This is a genomic window from Flavobacterium urumqiense (assembly GCF_900108015.1).
Lineage (GTDB): Bacteria > Bacteroidota > Bacteroidia > Flavobacteriales > Flavobacteriaceae > Flavobacterium > Flavobacterium urumqiense.
Genome location: NZ_FNVP01000002.1, coordinates 340,875 through 359,057 on the forward strand (window position 1 = coordinate 340,875; position 18,183 = coordinate 359,057).

The 18,183-nt window shown below is 34.6% G+C and carries 17 protein-coding genes; 12 read left to right on the plus strand and 5 right to left on the minus strand.

Going from position 1 to position 18,183, the window contains the following annotated elements; translation table 11 throughout:
* Positions 1 to 4 precede the first annotated feature (4 nt).
* The 3 genes from C4S35_RS04665 to C4S35_RS04675 all read left to right on the plus strand — a co-directional run bounded on the left by C4S35_RS04665 (position 5) and on the right by C4S35_RS04675 (position 2,075).
* Positions 5 to 676 carry a DUF4271 domain-containing protein gene (locus C4S35_RS04665; RefSeq protein ID WP_103999054.1) on the plus strand — a complete coding sequence of 224 codons (672 nt, stop codon included), beginning with the start codon at positions 5 to 7 and terminating at the stop codon, positions 674 to 676.
* A 14-nt stretch (positions 677 to 690) separates the two neighbouring features.
* Positions 691 to 1,440: a uroporphyrinogen-III synthase gene (locus C4S35_RS04670; RefSeq protein WP_103999055.1), complete on the plus strand. Its 750-nt coding sequence runs from the start codon at positions 691 to 693 to the stop codon at positions 1,438 to 1,440.
* Between the two features lie 164 nt (positions 1,441 to 1,604).
* Complete coding sequence (locus C4S35_RS04675; protein ID WP_103999056.1) at positions 1,605 to 2,075, plus strand: Lrp/AsnC family transcriptional regulator; 471 nt, start codon at positions 1,605 to 1,607, stop codon at positions 2,073 to 2,075.
* 99 nt (positions 2,076 to 2,174) lie between these two features.
* Here the strand turns inward: C4S35_RS04675 and C4S35_RS04680 are convergent, their stop codons facing one another.
* Both C4S35_RS04680 and C4S35_RS04685 read right to left on the minus strand, forming a co-directional pair.
* A complete protein-coding gene (locus C4S35_RS04680) occupies positions 2,175 to 2,861 on the minus strand; it encodes a zinc metallopeptidase (protein ID WP_103999057.1) in 687 nt (228 codons plus the stop codon).
* A gap of 212 nt (positions 2,862 to 3,073) precedes the next feature.
* A complete protein-coding gene (locus C4S35_RS04685; RefSeq protein WP_103999058.1) occupies positions 3,074 to 6,208 on the minus strand; it encodes a leucine--tRNA ligase in 3,135 nt (1,044 codons plus the stop codon).
* Between the two features lie 432 nt (positions 6,209 to 6,640).
* Here C4S35_RS04685 and C4S35_RS04690 point away from each other — a divergent pair, with 432 nt between their 5' ends.
* From C4S35_RS04690 to C4S35_RS04710, 5 genes are read left to right on the plus strand one after another with little or no spacing between them, the layout of a single operon-like run.
* Positions 6,641 to 7,516, plus strand: coding sequence for a cell division protein FtsX (locus C4S35_RS04690; protein ID WP_103999059.1), 876 nt, complete (start codon positions 6,641 to 6,643; stop codon positions 7,514 to 7,516).
* Positions 7,517 to 7,566: 50 nt separating this feature from the next.
* The gene (locus tag C4S35_RS04695; protein ID WP_073208972.1) at positions 7,567 to 7,809 is read left to right on the plus strand and encodes a DUF3098 domain-containing protein; all 243 of its coding nucleotides are present in this window, start codon (positions 7,567 to 7,569) and stop codon (positions 7,807 to 7,809) included.
* Complete coding sequence (locus C4S35_RS04700; RefSeq protein WP_103999060.1) at positions 7,810 to 8,610, plus strand: undecaprenyl-diphosphate phosphatase; 801 nt, start codon at positions 7,810 to 7,812, stop codon at positions 8,608 to 8,610.
* Positions 8,610 to 9,308, plus strand: a complete 699-nt coding sequence (gene truB / locus C4S35_RS04705) for a tRNA pseudouridine(55) synthase TruB (protein WP_103999061.1) — start codon at positions 8,610 to 8,612, stop codon at positions 9,306 to 9,308. Before C4S35_RS04700 ends, truB begins: the two co-directional genes overlap by 1 nt.
* Before the next feature lie 4 nt (positions 9,309 to 9,312).
* Positions 9,313 to 9,843, plus strand: a complete 531-nt coding sequence (locus C4S35_RS04710; protein ID WP_244175191.1) for a hypothetical protein — start codon at positions 9,313 to 9,315, stop codon at positions 9,841 to 9,843.
* A 6-nt stretch (positions 9,844 to 9,849) separates the two neighbouring features.
* Here the strand turns inward: C4S35_RS04710 and C4S35_RS04715 are convergent, their stop codons facing one another.
* Positions 9,850 to 10,455 (minus strand): thioredoxin family protein, encoded by a 606-nt coding sequence (locus C4S35_RS04715; RefSeq protein ID WP_103999062.1) that lies wholly within the window; start codon positions 10,453 to 10,455, stop codon positions 9,850 to 9,852.
* A gap of 105 nt (positions 10,456 to 10,560) precedes the next feature.
* Here C4S35_RS04715 and C4S35_RS04720 point away from each other — a divergent pair, with 105 nt between their 5' ends.
* The 3 genes from C4S35_RS04720 to frr all read left to right on the plus strand — a co-directional run bounded on the left by C4S35_RS04720 (position 10,561) and on the right by frr (position 12,761).
* The gene (locus C4S35_RS04720; protein WP_103999063.1) at positions 10,561 to 11,340 is read left to right on the plus strand and encodes a patatin-like phospholipase family protein; all 780 of its coding nucleotides are present in this window, start codon (positions 10,561 to 10,563) and stop codon (positions 11,338 to 11,340) included.
* Between the two features lie 68 nt (positions 11,341 to 11,408).
* The gene (pyrH, locus tag C4S35_RS04725; protein ID WP_103999064.1) at positions 11,409 to 12,116 is read left to right on the plus strand and encodes a UMP kinase; all 708 of its coding nucleotides are present in this window, start codon (positions 11,409 to 11,411) and stop codon (positions 12,114 to 12,116) included.
* A gap of 81 nt (positions 12,117 to 12,197) precedes the next feature.
* Positions 12,198 to 12,761, plus strand: coding sequence for a ribosome recycling factor (frr, locus tag C4S35_RS04730; RefSeq protein WP_103999065.1), 564 nt, complete (start codon positions 12,198 to 12,200; stop codon positions 12,759 to 12,761).
* 81 nt (positions 12,762 to 12,842) lie between these two features.
* On the opposite strand, the gene C4S35_RS04735 is transcribed toward frr, so the two are convergent.
* Together C4S35_RS04735 and C4S35_RS04740 are read right to left on the minus strand one after the other, a co-directional pair.
* On the minus strand, positions 12,843 to 13,172 hold the full coding sequence (locus C4S35_RS04735; RefSeq protein ID WP_103999066.1) for a DMT family transporter: 330 nt from the start codon (positions 13,170 to 13,172) through the stop codon (positions 12,843 to 12,845).
* Between the two features lie 2 nt (positions 13,173 to 13,174).
* Complete coding sequence (locus C4S35_RS04740; RefSeq protein ID WP_103999067.1) at positions 13,175 to 15,445, minus strand: cation:proton antiporter; 2,271 nt, start codon at positions 15,443 to 15,445, stop codon at positions 13,175 to 13,177.
* A 195-nt stretch (positions 15,446 to 15,640) separates the two neighbouring features.
* Between C4S35_RS04740 and C4S35_RS04745 the strand changes: the two genes are divergently transcribed.
* Positions 15,641 to 18,007 (plus strand): efflux RND transporter permease subunit, encoded by a 2,367-nt coding sequence (locus C4S35_RS04745; protein WP_103999068.1) that lies wholly within the window; start codon positions 15,641 to 15,643, stop codon positions 18,005 to 18,007.
* Positions 18,008 to 18,183 lie beyond the last annotated feature (176 nt).

Sequence of the window (18,183 nt, forward strand, 5' to 3'; positions counted from 1 at the left end):
CGCTATGACGGAACATGTACTTCACCTGAGAACAATTGAAAATAATGACTGGGCAACGCTTTTATTTGTGTTGTCATTTGGGACTATTGCAATTACTAAATCCATTTTCGAAAACCGCTTTGGTGATTTTGCAAATTTAATTTTTTCAGATAAATACATTAAAGTTTACAGAGACAGTAGCCACCTTAAAAGTGGTTTTACCATCTCCTTGTTTTTTGTGCAGGTAATCTCACTTGCTTTTTTCATTCAGCTTTCGCTTAGTTCTTTTGGTAAAGCTTTAAAAACAGATTGGGTTTTATATATTCAAATAATAACCTTTCTTATTTTCTTCATCCTATCGAAATATTTAATCGAAAAAATAATTGCTACAGCATTTGATATCGAAGAATTTGTTGAACAATTTAACCTTCAAAAGGTTACTTATAGAACTTATATTGGGTTATTTATACTGCCAATCAATATTATTTTGTTCTATTACAACTCCTTATCACCAAATATCGTTTTCGTATTTATAGCTGTAGTAATAGCTGCCAACGTAATAAGCTATTTAATTTCAATAAAAAATTATCAAAATTTAATATTAGGTAAGTTGTTTTATTTTATTTTATATCTTTGCACTCTTGAAATAGCTCCCTATTATTTTATGTATTATTGCTTTACAAAAGGGAGTGCTTAGAAACCGTTTTAAATATGAAAGTGAAAACAATTTTGGTGTCACAACCCGAACCTAAAGTGGAAAATTCCCCATACTTTGAGCTTCAACAAAGGCATAAAGTAAAAATTGATTTCAGACCTTTTATTCACGTAGAAGGAGTAAATGCAAAAGAGATTAGACTCCAAAAAATCGATCTTAATCAATATACTGCTATCATTTTGACGAGTAAAAATGCTGTTGATCACTTCTTTAGAGTTGCTGATGAAATGCGTTATAAAGTTCCTGAAGGATTAAAATACTTTTGTCAGTCTGAAGCAATTGCGTTTTACCTACAAAAATATGTCGTATATAGAAAACGTAAAATCTATGTTGGACCTAAAGATTTTGCTGATTTGTCTCCATTGATAAAAAAATACAAAGACGAAAAATTCTTATTACCTGCTTCAGATCAATTAAATGCCGATGCACCTATAACATTGAATGCATTAAAAGTGGACTGGACTCCTGCTGTTTTTTACAGAACAGTAATGAGTGATTTATCTGATTTGGCCGATGTATATTATGATGTTTTGGCTTTCTTTAGCCCAACCGGAATAAAATCATTGTTTATGAATTTTCCAGACTTCGAACAAAACAATACTCGAATTGCAGTTTTTGGAAGCACAACCCAAAAAGAAGCTTTGGATCACGGTTTACGAGTGGACATACTTGCACCTACACCTGCAACTCCCTCGATGACCATGGCTTTGGAAAAGTATATCATCGAAGCAAACAAAACAAAATAAATTTTAATTTATCTCTAAATAACAAAAACCATCCGCCAAAACGGATGGTTTTTGTTTTGTAACCATTACAAAAAAATCGTTTTTTGTTCCTATTATTCGTTTTTTCCTTAAATTTGGTTTTAAATTAAAACTAAAAACTATTCTTTAGTTTCAAGCAGTAAATTATGAAAATCAATTCCTTAATAGTAGAAATAGACGGTATCGATAAAGAAATCCTACGTTTCCTGATGGAAGATGCGCGAATGCCAATCCTTCAAATCGCTAATAAAATAGGGATTTCAGGAGCTGCGATTCATCAACGTTTGCGAAAACTAGAACAATCCGGAGTGATTTCGGGTTCAAAGTTTACAGTGAACAACAAAATCCTGGGATATAATACGATGGCATTTGTTGGTATTTACTTAGATAAAGCCGCAAGAAATCCAGAAGCCGTTCGAGATTTAAAAAAAATTCCAGAAGTTTTAGAATGCCATTACACCACTGGAAACTGGTCTATTCTGATAAAAATTATATGTCGGGACAATGAACATTTAATGCAATTGCTCAACACAAAAATTCAGGCTATTGAAGGCGTTTCCAGAACAGAAACCTTCATTTCATTAGACCAACAAATTGACAGACAGATACAATTGTAATTTTTGGTTTTATCGGTTAATCGTCAATTTGATTATTTGATAAAAAAATCCGTCCTGTTTTAAAACAAGACGGATTTTTATTTATTAAAACGAGTATTATTATCTTCTGTTTCCTCCCATGTAAATTGAAATGTAGTACAATAAAGTCGCAATGGAACCTAAAGCAGCCACCACATAAGTTCTTGCCGCCCATTTCAGAGAATCCTTAGCGCCTGCCTGTTCTTGTTGAGTCAGCATATTTTTACTTTCTAACCAAGCTAATGCACGATGGCTGGCATCGTATTCAACAGGCAAAGTAATTATTGAAAACAAAGTGGTTGCAGCAAAAATTATAATTCCTATTAATAGCAATTGCGGAAAAGTACGAATCAACAAGATACCCGCCAGTAAAATCCATTGCATATAAGTTGATGCAATATTTACCACTGGAACCAACTTAGAACGCATCGTCAGCCACTGATATCCCACAGCATGTTGCACCGCGTGACCACATTCGTGCGCAGCAACAGCTGCAGCAGCAGCATTTCTTTGGTTATAAACTGCTTCACTTAAATTCACTGTTTTATCCAATGGATTGTAATGGTCTGTTAATTGTCCCGCAACCGAAATTACTCTCACATCGCGAATTCCATTATCAGCTAACATTTTTTCGGCTATTTCAGCACCGCTCATTCCGTTTTGCAAATGCAATTTAGAATAATGTTCGAATTTACTTTTCAGTCTTGAACTTACCAACCAGCTAAAAAGCATAATCACTCCAGCCAGTACTATATAACTCATTCCCATATTTTCTTGTTTTTAAAATATAAACTTACCACTTACATATCAAATTTAGCACCACTTTTTTACAATGTCAATTTGGCATTTATAAAACAGAATCCAGATCAAATGAATATTATGAATTAAAACAAAAAATCCAAATTCCAAAAATAATTTTAGGATTTGGATTTAATATACTTACCGTAAAGACACGCGGCTGTGCGTCTCTACATTAGACGTTATCCCACCAAATTGATGATTTTTCCCGGAACAATAATTACTTTGTTCGGTGTTCTTCCTTCTAATTGTTTGATGGTTCTTTCGTCTTTCATTACGATTTCCTCGATTTGTTCTTTGGTTAAATCCAAAGGTAAAACCATAGTAAAACGCATTTTTCCGTTGAAAGAAACTGGATATTCCTTGCTGCTTTCGACCAAATGTTGCGCGTCGAAAATCGGAAAATCAACCGTTGCAATTGAACCTGCATTTCCTAACAATGACCATAATTCTTCGGCAATGTGCGGTGCATAAGGCGAAATCAAAATCGCTAATGGTTGCAGAATCGCACGAGAATGACAGTTTTGAGTGGATAATTCATTCACACAAATCATAAACTGAGAAACCGAAGTATTGAAAGAGAAACCTTCAATATCTTCTGCTACTTTTTTAATGGTTTTGTGTAATGATTTTAAGTTGTCTTTCGTTGGTTCGTTATCGGTAACAATCAAACCATTGTCATCAAAATACAAACGACACAGTTTTTTCAAGAAACCAAAAACTCCCGAAATTCCTGCGGTATTCCATGGTTTAGCTTGTTCCAATGGTCCTAAAAACATTTCATACAAACGCAAGGTATCAGCTCCGTAGTCATTACAAATATCATCCGGCGTCACTACATTGTATTTGGATTTCGACATTTTTTCGATTTCGCGACCCACTATGTATTTACCGTTTTCTTCAGTGATAAAAATAGCATCTTTATAATCTTGATTTAAAGGATGATTTTTAAATCCTTCTATTTCTAATTCATCAGAAGCATTTACCAACTTTACATCAGTATGCAACTCATTCATATCCAATTCAACGAATGAATCCTCATAAATCGTAATTCCAGTAGTATTGTTAGTCGTCATTTCAAACAGACGTGCTGATAATTCAGTAAAAATTTCATTCTTTTCTCCACCAATAAAAACTTCTTTTCCTCTACTTAAAGAAAGTCCAAAGTCAGTCAAATCATATAGTTTTTTACATCGAACAAATTCTTTATAATATTTTGAACTAACAAATACTGTTTCTCCATAAATGCCATCTCCAACAGTATCATTGCCAAAACTATCTCTTCCTCCTGAAACACTTGTTATATTTAATCGATAAACAAAAGCACTCATACCCAAAATCATTCCCTGATTAATCAGTTTTTTGAACGGTTCTTCGGTGGGTGCAAAACCTTTGTCTTTTAGGAATTTGTTCCAAAAACGAGAATACAATAAATGTCCGGTGGCATGTTCGCTTCCGCCAATGTATAAATCGACGTTTTCCCAATACGACAATGCGTCTTTGCTGGCAAACTCCTTTTCATTGTGCGCATCCATATAACGCATCCAATACCAAGAACTTCCCGCCCAACCTGGCATCGTGTTCAATTCTAATGGAAATATTGTTTTATCTTCAACCAAATTAGTTTCAACTACTTTGTTATTCACACTATCCCAAGCCCAAACCAAAGCGTTTCCTAAAGGAGGTTGACCGTCTTCAGTTGGTAAATATTTCTCTACTTCGGGCAAGATGATTGGCAAATGTTGCGCATCAATCATTTGCGGCAAGCCATTCACATAATATACCGGAAAAGGTTCTCCCCAATACCGCTGGCGAGAGAAAACAGCATCACGCAAACGGTAATTGATTTTACCTTTTCCTTGGTTTAGTTTTTCTAATTCTTCGATAGCTTTTTTAGTCGCTTCTTTATAGGTCAGTCCGTTTAGGAAATCAGAATTAGCAATAATCACATTGTCTTTACAGCCATAGGCAACTTCAGAAATATCTATATTGGCAAAAATGTTTTTGATTTCTGTCATACCATTTTGACCCTTGAAGAAATTCGCAAACGCATAATCTCTTTCATCGCCACAAGGAACGGCCATAACCGCGCCTGTTCCATAACCTGCCAAAACATAATCCCCAATCCAAACCGGAATGGATTCTTTGGTAAAAGGATGTTCAGCATACGCTCCCGTAAATACTCCCGAAATGGTTTTTACATCGGCCATACGTTCTCTTTCGGAACGTTTTGCCGTTTTTTCTACATAAGCATCGATTGCTGCTTTTTGTTCTGCCGTTGTTATTAGATTTACCAATTCATGTTCGGGAGCCAAGGTCATGAACGTAACTCCAAAAATGGTATCGGGACGTGTTGTAAACACATCGATAAATCGTTGCTCGCTTTCGCCGTTTGACTTTTGACTTTCGACTTTAAAAGAAACTGTCGCCCCAACGGATTTCCCAATCCAGTTTCTCTGGCTTTCTTTGATGCTTTCGCTCCAATCAATATCATTTAATCCTTGCAACAAACGTTCTGCATAAGCAGAAATTCGCATGCTCCATTGGGTCATTTTCTTGCGCACCACTGTAAAACCGCCACGCTCTGAAACACCATTTACGATTTCGTCATTTGCTAAAACCGTTCCCAATCCCGGACACCAGTTCACCTCAGTCTCTGCTAAATAGGTCAATCTGTATTGCAGCAAAACTCTCTCCTGCTGTTCTTTTGCGAAAGCATTCCATTCATTTGCTGAAAAAGCTTCAATATTTTCATCGCAAACCGCATTGACAATCACATTTCCTTCTGTTGAAAAAAGGGATACCAAAGTCGAAATATCTTCGGCTTTGTCGCTTTTTTTATTGTACCAAGAATTGAATAATTGGATGAAAATCCATTGCGTATGCTTGTAATAATCCGGATTTGAGGTGCGCACTTCTCTGCTCCAATCGAAGGAAAATCCAATTTTATCCAATTGTTTTCGGTAGCCGGCGATTTTATTTCCTTCCTTATCCGTTCCTCCGTCAATATTGACCGAAGTCGTTTCCTCTGGACGTTGCCCCGTTTGTATCGCATATTGTTCCGCAGGCAATCCAAAACTGTCGTAGCCCATTGGGTGCAATACGTTAAAACCTTGGTGTCTTTTGTATCTGGAATATACATCAGAAGCGATGTAACCCAGCGGATGCCCAACGTGCAATCCCGCTCCTGATGGATAAGGAAACATATCAAGTACGTAATACTTAGGTTTTTTTGAGTTATTTTCGGCTTTAAACGTTTGGTTTTCTAGCCAATATTTCTGCCACTTGGCCTCTATTTCGTTCGGATTGTATTTCATTCCCTTTTTTTATTGTTTTTTAATGGAGTCATGCTGTCGCGCACTTAAGTCATTCCCTTTTTTTATTGTTTTTTAATGGAGTCATGCTGTCGCGCACTCAAGTCATTCCCTTTTTTTATTGTTTTTTAATGGAGTCATGCTGTGCACACTCAAGTCATTCCCTTTTTTTATTATTTTTTAATGGAGCCATGCTGTCGCGCACTCAAGTCATTCTGCTTTTTTAATTGTTCTTTTAATGGATTCATGCTATCGCAAACTCAAGTCATTTTTACAGGATTCTAAGTAAATGAGTAACTAAGGTTCTAAATTTTATCGCGATGAATATTTTAGATGCCAAATTTACGTTTATTGTACGAAAGTTAAAACTTTGAGCGTTATTAACTTTAAATAAAGAAATTCTTTGTTATTTTTACCCAATAATTTTAGTACACTATGAGTTCTTCCTTTGATAAATTTCAAAAACGCAGGTTAATTTCTTCTTATTTTTCAGTAGTTCTAAGTATATTCTTGGTTTTATTTCTATTGGGAATGCTAGGGTTTTTTATTATAAATTCTAAAAAACTAGCCGACGATTTTAAAGAAAAAATTGCCATGACGGTATTTTTCAAAAACGAAGCGAATGACAGCATTCTAAAAGCTTTTGATGGGGAATTAAAAACAGCTCGTTTTGCAAAATCATATGTTTACGTAACTAAAGAAGCTGCTGCAAAGCAACATACGGATATTATTGGTGAAGATTTCTTAGAATTTTTGGGTGAAAATCCATTGCAAAATTCCTTTGACATTCATTTAAAAGCAGATTATGTTGTTAAAGACAGTATCGCAAAAATTGAAAGTAGTTTACGCAAAAACGCTATGGTTTCGGATATCGTTTATGACAAACAATTAGTGAATTTGGTTAATGACAATATCAAAAAAGTAAGTATGTGGATTCTAATCGTTAGTGTTTTTCTAACTTTTATCGCCGTTTTATTAATTAATAGTTCTTTGCGTTTATCAATCCATTCTCACCGATTTATTATCAAAACCATGCAAATGGTAGGTGCAACAAAATCATTTATCAGAAAACCATTTGTAATGCGAAGCTTAAAACTCGGTCTTTTGGGTGCTGGTTTGGCTATCATTGCGCTGATTGGTGTTTTGATTTATGTTCAAACAAATTTCCCGAATCTTGGCATTCTTGATGACAAACTACTTATTGGAATAGTATTATTCGGCGTTTTGGGAGTTGGAATTTTAATTACTTGGTTAAGTACTTATTTTGCGACACAACGTTTCCTGAATTTGAGAACAGACGACCTTTACTAATTTTAGATTGCAGATTAATGATTTTTGAATTCAGATTTTAAAAAAATAGCATGAAAAATAACGAACAAAACCACGAATTCCTTTTTGAGAAAGTAAATTATAAAATTCTATTAATCGGGATTGGAGTAATAGCACTTGGTTTTATACTCATGTCAGGCGGTGGAAGCGATGACCCAAAAGTATTTAGTGAAGCAATTTTTGATTTTAGAAGAATTCGTTTGGCTCCAACAACCGTTTTAATTGGTTTTGGAATCACCGTTTTTGCTATCCTTAAAAATCCAAAAAAAGCATAAATGAATACTTTACAAGCTGTTATTCTTGCCATTATTGAAGGAATTACTGAATTTTTACCCGTTTCTTCAACAGGCCACATGATTATCGCATCTTCTTTTTTTGGAATTGCTCACGATGATTTTACGAAGCTTTTTACAATTGTCATTCAATTAGGAGCTATATTTTCAGTAGTGGTTTTATACTTTAAGCGATTTTTTCAATCATTCGATTTTTATTTCAAATTATTGGTGGCTTTTATTCCAGCAGTAGTTTTTGGATTGCTTTTCAGCAAAAAAATAGATGCTTTGCTAGAAAGCCCTGTCACTGTAGCTATTTCTCTTTTGATAGGAGGAATTATTTTATTAAAAGTTGATGATTGGTTTGCAGTTCCAGAAGTTTCTTCTCCTGTTAGCAAAGAAATTACTTATCTGCAAGCATTCAAAATTGGAATGTTTCAATGCCTAGCGATGATTCCGGGCGTTTCACGAAGTGGAGCCAGTATTGTAGGCGGAATGTCTCAGAAACTATCTCGAACTACTGCAGCAGAATTCTCCTTTTTTCTTGCTGTTCCAACGATGTTTGGCGCAACAACAAAAAAATGTTATGACTATTATAAAGACGGATATGTATTAACACACGATCAAATCAACTTCCTTATAATCGGTAATATTGTGGCATTTGTAGTAGCACTTTTAGCTATAAAATCATTCATTGGTTTTTTAAGCCGAAAAGGTTTTAAACTATTTGGTTATTACCGAATCATAGCCGGGATTATATTATTGATAATCCACTTTTTCATTCATCCATTGACTATTATTTAATGACAACTGAAGATTTTTTAGAAGGACAAATTTTACTCATTGACAAACCTCTCAATTGGACTTCCTTTCAGGCGGTAAATAAAATGAAATGGGCTTTAATAACGAAACTGAATCTTCCAAAAAAATTTAAGATTGGTCATGCTGGAACTTTAGATCCGTTGGCAACCGGATTATTGTTAGTTTGTACCGGAAAATTCACCAAAAGAATTACTGAACTTCAAGGTCAAGCCAAAGAATATACAGGAACTTTTCACATTGGAGCGACCACGCCTTCGTACGATTTAGAAACCGAAATCGATCAAACTTTCCCAACGGAACATATTAATGACGCTTTGATTCACGAAACCGTGAAACAATTTTTGGGCGAAATTGACCAAAAACCACCTATTTATTCCGCAATAAAAAAAGATGGCGTACGCTTGTACGAGCATGCCAGAGCTGGAGAAACAATTGAAATTGCGACGAGAAAAACAACGATTCACGAATTTGAAATTACCAGAATCGCACTTCCTGAAATCGATTTCAGAGTGGTTTGCAGCAAAGGAACTTACATTCGTTCCCTAGCTTTTGATTTTGGCAAAGCCATGAATTCAGGTTCTCATTTAACCGTTTTACGCAGAACAAAAATCGGTGATTATGACGTAAAAAACGGTGTAGATGTTATTACTTTCGAAGGGAGTTTAGAATCAAATATTTAGTTTTTTGAGACTTTTAGGATTCTTAACCGTTTTGTTCTTTTTTACTTTCTCCGTTTTTTCTCAAAATAAAAAATTCACTTACACACAATTTGACGTTACCGTTTCCATAAAAGGAAATCCTGACAAAGATGAAGAAAATCCCTATACACACGAAAAAGGAACTTGGTTTCTACCTGACGGTCTGGGATCTAAGTTTGGATATGGAATCCATTACAAAAAATGGATTGGACTAGGAATCCATTCCGGAATTAACTGGGAATGGACCGACAAACTGGTTGTAGTTCCCGTTTTTGCAAATTTTAGATTGAGTCCACTCATTGGTAACGACACCAGAATTACACTCCAACTTGGTTTAGGAAAAGCAATAGCTGTGGGGCGGGGAGGCTTAATGGGCGATTACAAAAAAATAAGCTTGGGCATACAAAACGCTGATGATATAATCCTGTTTGTTGAATTAAACCATTATTCTTTCCCGATAAACAATCAAAGAGATTCTGGAAATATAAGTTTGGGACTTTCTTTAATTACTTTTTAAATCTAATTAGCGTTCCAAATCAAGCATCAAATTAATCAATTCTTCCTGAGTACTCAATCCTTTATCGTGCAAATACCATAATTGCAACTCATTTTTTGCAGTTTCATCAATAGCACCAAATTCCTTTTTATAATTTTTGATAAAGTCGGCTGCACCTTTTGGTCTAGGTCCCCAGTTCCCCAGAACATCTCCCGTTTCTTTATTAATGACAATTACTATTGGAATTGCTTTCGCTTTATTAGTTAAAAATAAGTTCATCAGATCTTCATTCTCATCCCGCAAAACTATTTTTAATTCTATTTTACCAGACTCTTCAGCCATTTTATTGACAATAGGCACTATTTGAGCGGCATCACCACACCAACTTTCGGAAATAACTAACCAAATGTATTCTCCTTTTAAAGATTTTAATTTAAGACTATTTTCATCAGTTATTTTCATCGTTTTATTCAAACGATTCATTCGGGTTTCATTTAATGTGCTATAATGTGTTAAATCTTCGGATTGCTCATTACCGGTTGATTTCCCCTCCAATAATAAGTCAGAAATTAGTTTTCTATATTCTGGATAGGAATGGCTGTTAAATAATGCTTTAGCTACAGAAGTTTTCATGTTGAATGATTTGTTTTCACAAAGTTACCATAAAAACGGGGTTTAAATATGACATATATCATCTTCAATTGGACAAAAAGAGTAATTTTATAACAAATAGTAAAGATGGATTTGAAAACAAAATCGATAGGATTAGTACTTTCCGGCGGAGGTTCAAAAGGAATTGCCCATGCTGGAGTCATTAAATTTTTGGAAGAAAAAAAAATTCATCCCTCTAGAATAGCTGGTACAAGTGCCGGATCCATTGTTGGTGCTATGTATGCCTGGGGTAAAACACCCGCAGAAATTCTTGAATTCTTTAAGTCTATCTATCTTTTTCACTGGAAACACATAACCTTCAAAAAAGCGGGTTTAATTGATTCGGAATCATTCAAAAGTTACTTTCATTCTATTTTCAAAGATGCCGTCTTGGGTGACTTAAAAATCCCCATTCAGATTACAGCAACGGATATGATTCAAGGAAAATTAAAAGTATTTGGTCCGGAAACAAAAATAATCGATGCCATTTTAGCGTCATCAGCATTTCCTGGAATATTGTCACCTTATGAAATTAACGGTAAAATATTTAGCGATGGTGGTATACTAAATCATTTTCCAACTGATGTTTTGCAAGGACAATGTGAAACCGTAATTGGGGTTTACGTGAGTCCAATTCAAAAAATTGAAGCTAAAGATTTGAGTTCTATAAAAGCAGTAACTACCAGAGCATTTGATATCCTCTCGGCAAATTCAAATATGCATAAATTTAATATTTGCGATTGGGTCATAGAACCAAAGGATTTGTGCCTTTACAGCACTTTTGAAACTAACAAAGTCAAGATGGATGCCATATTCAACATTGGCTATGAAGCCGCAAAAAAATCCTACGAAAAACTTAATTTATAAAATTTAAGCAACACTTTTTTTAAAAAATAGAATATGCCTATATTTGCACCAATCAACGCAACACAAAAATGAAATACAAAAGAATTCTTCTAAAACTAAGTGGGGAAGCTTTAATGGGCGACTTGCAATACGGAATTGACCCAAAAAGACTAGCTGAATATGCTGATGAAATCAAGCAAATTCATGAAAAAGGTGTAGAAATAGCGATTGTAATAGGCGGTGGAAATATTTTTAGAGGAGTTGCCGGAGCAAGTGCAGGAATGGACAGAGTGCAAGGTGATTACATGGGAATGCTGGCTACTGTCATTAATGGAATGGCTTTACAAGGCGCATTAGAAGATAAAGGCATGAAAACCCGTTTGCAAACCGCCTTAAAAATGGAATCAATAGCGGAGCCATACATTAAAAGAAGAGCCGTTCGTCATCTCGAAAAAGGTAGAATTGTAATTTTTGGAGCAGGAACAGGAAATCCTTATTTCACCACGGATACGGCAGCTGTTTTACGCGGTGTAGAAATTGATGCTGATGTTATTCTAAAAGGAACACGTGTCGATGGTGTTTACGATTGTGACCCGGAGAAAAACGCATCGGCTGTGAAATTTGATTTCATCTCATTTGATGATGTCCTCAAAAAAGGATTGAATGTTATGGATACCACTGCATTCACATTAAGCCAAGAAAATAAACTACCAATTGTAGTTTTTGACATGAACAAAATAGGAAATCTTTTGAAAATCTGCGAAGGAGTAAACATAGGAACCGTAGTAAACATATAAATAGACAAATTAGATTGTTTAGACTTTTAGATTGTCAGAAAGTCTAAAGATCTAAAATCTAATAATCCAACGATCTAAATTATGACTGAAGAAATTGAATTTATATTAGACAGCACCAAAGAATCAATGATAGGTTCTATTGCGCATTTAGAAAAAGAATTTTTGAATATTCGTGCAGGAAAAGCATCTCCAGCTATGCTAGGAAGTGTTTTTGTTGATTATTACGGATCAGCGACACCACTTTCTCAAGTATCAAAAATTAGTGTTCCTGATGCCAGAACGATTACGTTGCAACCTTTTGAAAAAAACATGTTGCATCCTATCGAGAAAGCGATTATGATTGCCAATATTGGTTTTAATCCAATGAATAATGGCGATGTAATTATCATAAGCGTTCCTGCATTAACGGAGGAACGAAGACGCGATCTCGCTAAACAAGCTAAAGTGGAATCCGAAGACGCTAAAGTTGGTATTCGAAATGCTCGTAAAGATGCTAATACAGAGATTAAAAAATTAGAAAAAGAAGGAACATCCGAAGACATTTGTAAAAGCGCCGAGGAAGAAGTTCAAAACTTAACTAATAGTTACATCAAAAAAATAGATGAACTTCTTGTTCATAAAGAATCTGAAATCATGAAGATTTAAGTTTCTTAGAAATCTATAAAAAAATCCGTCTTGTTAAAAATAACAAGACGGATTTTTTATTGTTTAAAAATGAAATACCTGTTAATGACTCGACACAAACTTAAGTCCAATAATGGAAGCTATTAAAGTAGTGATAAAGAAAACCCTCCAAAAATCAGCGGGCTCTTTAAAAATAAAAATCCCTACCAAAACAGTTCCTACCGCTCCTATTCCAGTCCAAACCGCATAAGCAGTTCCTATAGGCAAGGTCTGTGTGGCTTTATAAAGTAATATCATACTGATGATTAAACAAAGTAAAAAACCGCCCAGCCATATTGTAGCGGTTATTCCTGAACTTTCCTTGGCTTTGCCTAAACAAGTTGCAAAACCTACTTCGAAAAGGCCGCCAATAATTAATAAAATCCAGTTCATTTTTAATGTTTTAAAATTAAGACGGATGGAACTTCACTTAACCAGTCACTTCTGGAATCTACCAGGACTTTCCAGCTTTCGAGACTAATTAACATTAAATTCTGCTTGTCTAAAAATTCTTTTTTGACACTTTCGCCCTCTATTAAACCTATATTATCAGGATATTTTTGTTGCAAAGAATTTACGGCACTTTCCATCACAAAATTGGTGTTGACAAGTCCGTTTACATCCAAAATCCTGATTTTAGAATCGTTGTTATAAATTAATTTTTGCACATAATCAATCAGGAATGAATCTTCCGGACTGAAAATTGGAATAAAAACCTGGTTTACATTTTGCAATTCTTTGTCAATCAAAATCCCCAAAGGCATTTTAGTTTTAGCAATAATCTGTCTTGTTCTTTCATCGAATGGCGAATTTTCAAAAAGACCTTCTTTTCCGGTAAACTTATCAATCAATCGATCTGGATTGATGATTCTGGTTGTGAAACCAATTACCTTCCCTAAGATAGTGCCCTCAAAAATTGATTTTCCTAAACCGACCAACAATAAATCATAGTCACCTTGATTAGCAATATCAGCAATCTCCGTTTCTATGTCCATGGTAACTTTAAAAATAGTCGTGATGTCCTGATTTAATAATTGTGATTCTTCAACAACAGGATAAAAACTATTTTTTTCTTTGTCTTCCATATTAAATTGATGCATTTCATCACTCAATGATAAATGCATCGCAGTAATACTTGACGATTCTTTTTGTTTTTTTATTAAACTATGTGCCAATCTCAAAAGTGACCTTCCTTTCTCGTTGTTTCCAAACGAAAGTAAAATTCTATACTTGTTGTGATTTAGCATTACTTCTGAGTCATTTACATCCTTAGTCTTAAAAATATAGTTTATCAAGTCCAACGCCGGACCCGTCATAAAAGTGGTGACTAAAGCCATTATAACCATCATAGTGAAAACTTCGGGTGTTAAAACTTTAAGCTCTAATCCTATGTTTAATACAATAAGTTCCATCAACCCTCTAGTATTCATCAACGCACCAATGGTCAAACTATCTCGCCAGTTCTGACCCACGAATTTGGCTGCCAAAGCGCTTCCAAAAAACTTACCAACAACCGCTACCAATATAATAAAACCGGTAATTTTCCATAAATAAGGATCATTAATAAGACCAATTTCTGTTTTTAAACCTGTGAATACAAAAAACAACGGCAGTAAAAGTATCACCGACACGTCTTCTACTTTATCGATAAATATGGTTCGGAATTTAGGAACATCCGGCATAATAGCACCCGCCATAAAGGCTCCAAATAATGCATGAATACCTATAACTTCAGTAGCATAAGACGAAAGTATAAGCACCAGAAAAAAGATAGCCACTACGGGTTTTATAATACTCTCTTTAGAACCGTATAAATCACCTATTCGCTTTAAAAATGGTTTAACGATAAACAGCATAGCAATAACATAAAGTACTGCCAGCATAATAATATATAATGAACTAACGAAAGTTCCCGCCTTTACAATCGCAATTACCACTGCAAGCATACACCAGGCAGTAATGTCATCCGCGGCGGCACAAGTAATTACAATAGCGCCTAACCTGGTTTTATGAATACCTCTTTCCTGAACTATTCTTGCCAAAACTGGAAAAGCGGTTATACTCATGGCGATTCCCATAAACAAACTAAAAGAAAGGAATTTTACACCTTCGGGAGCAAATCTATTGTATACAAAATAAGCTAACCCAATTCCCAGAGCAAACGGAATAACAATGCTGGCATGGCTTATAACTACAGCTTCATTTGCTTTATTCTTCAACACTTTTAAATCGAGTTCCATACCTATTACAAACATAAATAGTATCAATCCTATCTGACTCAAAAATTTCAAATTTCCTAAAGATTCTACAGGAAACAAGGCTGCCGAAAATTCAGGAAAATACATTCCCAATAAAGAGGGCCCGAGAACAATTCCTGCAATAATCTCCCCTATTACGGAAGGTTGTCCTATTTTTTTAAAAACCCAGCCAAAAAAACGCGCTACCAGAATAATAGTTACGATTTGTGCTAACAAAATCGCTAATGGATCTTGAAAATTATGTTGCATAGAAGCGATAAAATCATTCCACGAACCATTCTCAACCCCAGAAACTGCAATTTTTTTACTTCCTTCTAAGTACTTTCCTTTTTTAATAATCCAATAGATTAAAGCGGTGAAACCTCCAGTTACGCCAAAATAAAATAATAGATTTTTATAATTTTTCATATATGTATTTAAATAGATATTCTCTTCTTTATAAAGCAAAGGTGAGAAAATCAAATGTATAATTTATATCCCACAATATTATGGTATTGTAAAATAAAAAATACTCCGTTTTTCCTGCCAATAGCCCCAAAAATATCTTTTAATCTTTATAATTCATGTCAGTTTGATTACATTTGCATCCATTTTAATTCATATATGAAAAAGAAAATAACAGTAGGATTTTGGGAATCAATCGCCCGAATTGTTCTTAAAAACAGAATAGTAATACTGGGAGTTATACTTGCAATAACCGTTTTTCTGGCTCTGCAATGGAAAAACCTGGGTATGACATATACAGAAGCCAATCTGCTTCCTAAAAAACACATTGTAAATCAACAATACCAAGACTTTCTAAGCAAATTTGGCGAAGAAGGAAATCTAATTGTAATTGGTTTCAAAGACAAAGCATTTTTTACCCCAAAAGCTTTTGCTGCTTGGAATGAATTAATGACCGGCTTGAAAAATTCCAAAGAAGTGGAATTGGTTGTTTCTTTGAATGATTTAAAAAAATTAGAGAAAAATGAAACGGCAGAAAAATTTGAATTAGTTCCTCTTATTGATCAAAAACAGACCGTAAATCCTGCTTATTTAGAGAAAATAAAAAACGAATTATTCAACAATCTTCCTTTCTATGAAGGATTGTTATTTAATAAACAATCGGGAAGCATTCGTTCAGCAATTTATTTAAACAAGAAAATTGTCAATACTGCTGCTCGAAAAACTTTCATTATCGAAAACCTAGTTCCTAAAATTGAGAAATTCGAGAAAACTACCGGAATTGATCTTCGCGTTTCGGGAATGCCTTACATCAGAACTATAAATGCCGAGAATATGAAAGGCGAAATCGGACTGTTTATTGGTGCGGCTTTGTTCATTACTTCTTTGATTTTCTTTTTATTCTTCCGCTCGTTTAGAGCAACATTTATCTCGATGTGTATTTTGCTTATTGGAGTAATGTGGTCTTTTGGAACGCTTGGTTTATTCCATTACAAAATCACCATTTTAACGGCTATAATTCCGCCATTAATTATTGTCATTGGAATTACAAACTGTATTTTCCTTATCAATAAATACCAGCAGGAAATAAAAATCCACCACAATCAGGCCAAAGCTTTGCAACGTGTGATTTCTAAAATTGGTGTTTCTACACTGATGACGAATCTGACAACTGCAGCAGGTTTTGCCACGTTTATGATTACGGGGAACGATTTACTTTTCGAATTTGGGTTAGTAACCTCCATAAACGTCATTTCCGTTTATCTACTTACCTTAGCTGTTGTGCCTATTATTTATAGTTTCATGCCTTTGCCAAAGGAAAAACACTTATATCATTTAACCAAAAATTACATTTCAACTTTATTGAATTGGGTGGAAAATATCGTAAAATACAAACGAAAAACTGTTTATATCATTTATGCCTTACTATTGGTATTTAGCGTAATTGGAGTTTCACAAATGAAAGTTTCGGGAAGTTTGATTGGCGAGATGCCAAAAAGCGCTTCTTTCTTTAAAGATATTGTCTTTTTCGAAAAAGAATTCAACGGAGTTATGCCACTGGAGATTATGATTAACACCAAACGCAAAAAAGGGGTTATGAAATTATCTACTATGAAAAAAATGGACGAGTTGCAAAAGACCATTTCGGAAATTCCCGAATTGTCAAAACCGATTTCCATTGTAAATTTGGTTAAATATTCTAAGCAGGCGTATTACAACGGAAACCCGGAATATTACGAATTACCCACTTCGCAAGAACAGGCATTCATCCTTTCGTATGCCAAAAATGCAACTAAAAACACCAAAGAGAATTTGATGAAAAGCTACGTTGATTCTACAGGACAATATGCCAGAATTACGACTTTCATGAAAGACATTGGGACCAAAGAAATGGCAAAAGTGGAAAGTAAACTACATCAAAAAATTGACAAAATTTTTCCAAAAGACCGTTATGAAGTGACGCTTACCGGAAAAGCACTAGTTTTCCAAAAAGGAACTTCCTACTTGATAAACAACCTTATTGAGTCGCTTATTTTTGCCATTTTATTGATTGCGGGATTAATGACTTATTTATTCAGATCCGGAAAAATGGTATTGGCTTCCGTGATCACCAATATTTTACCGCTTTGCATCACCTCCGGGTTGATGGGTTATTTTGGTATTCCGCTGAAACCTTCAACGATTTTGGTTTTCAGCATTGCGTTTGGAATTTCGGTGGATAACGCGATTCAGTTTATGGCAAAATACCGTCTGGACTTACTACAAAATAAAGGAAAGGTCAAAAAATCTGTATTTAGTGCCTTACGTGAAACGGGAATCAGTACATTTTATACCTCCATTGTATTGATTTTTGGGTTTGCCATTTTTACTTTATCTAGTTTTAGCGGAACTATTGCCCTTGGCGGTCTGATTTCTTGTACTTTATTGTTCGCCATGTTTTCTAACTTGTTGGTTTTACCAGCATTAGTATTAACATTTGAGAAAAAAAGAGCTAAAAAAGAAGATTTTATTGAAGAACTTAATTAAGTTTTTTTAGGAGCTATTTCCCGCTATTCATTTCAATCTTTCTACTCCTGAACTTGTTTCATTATCCTGAAACAAGTTTAGGAGTAGAAAGGATTTTCATTGTTATCGGGGCTAAGGGATTGCGGTCGCCTACAAATTATTTAGTTTCCTATTTATGCCGTTAAGCACGAAATAGT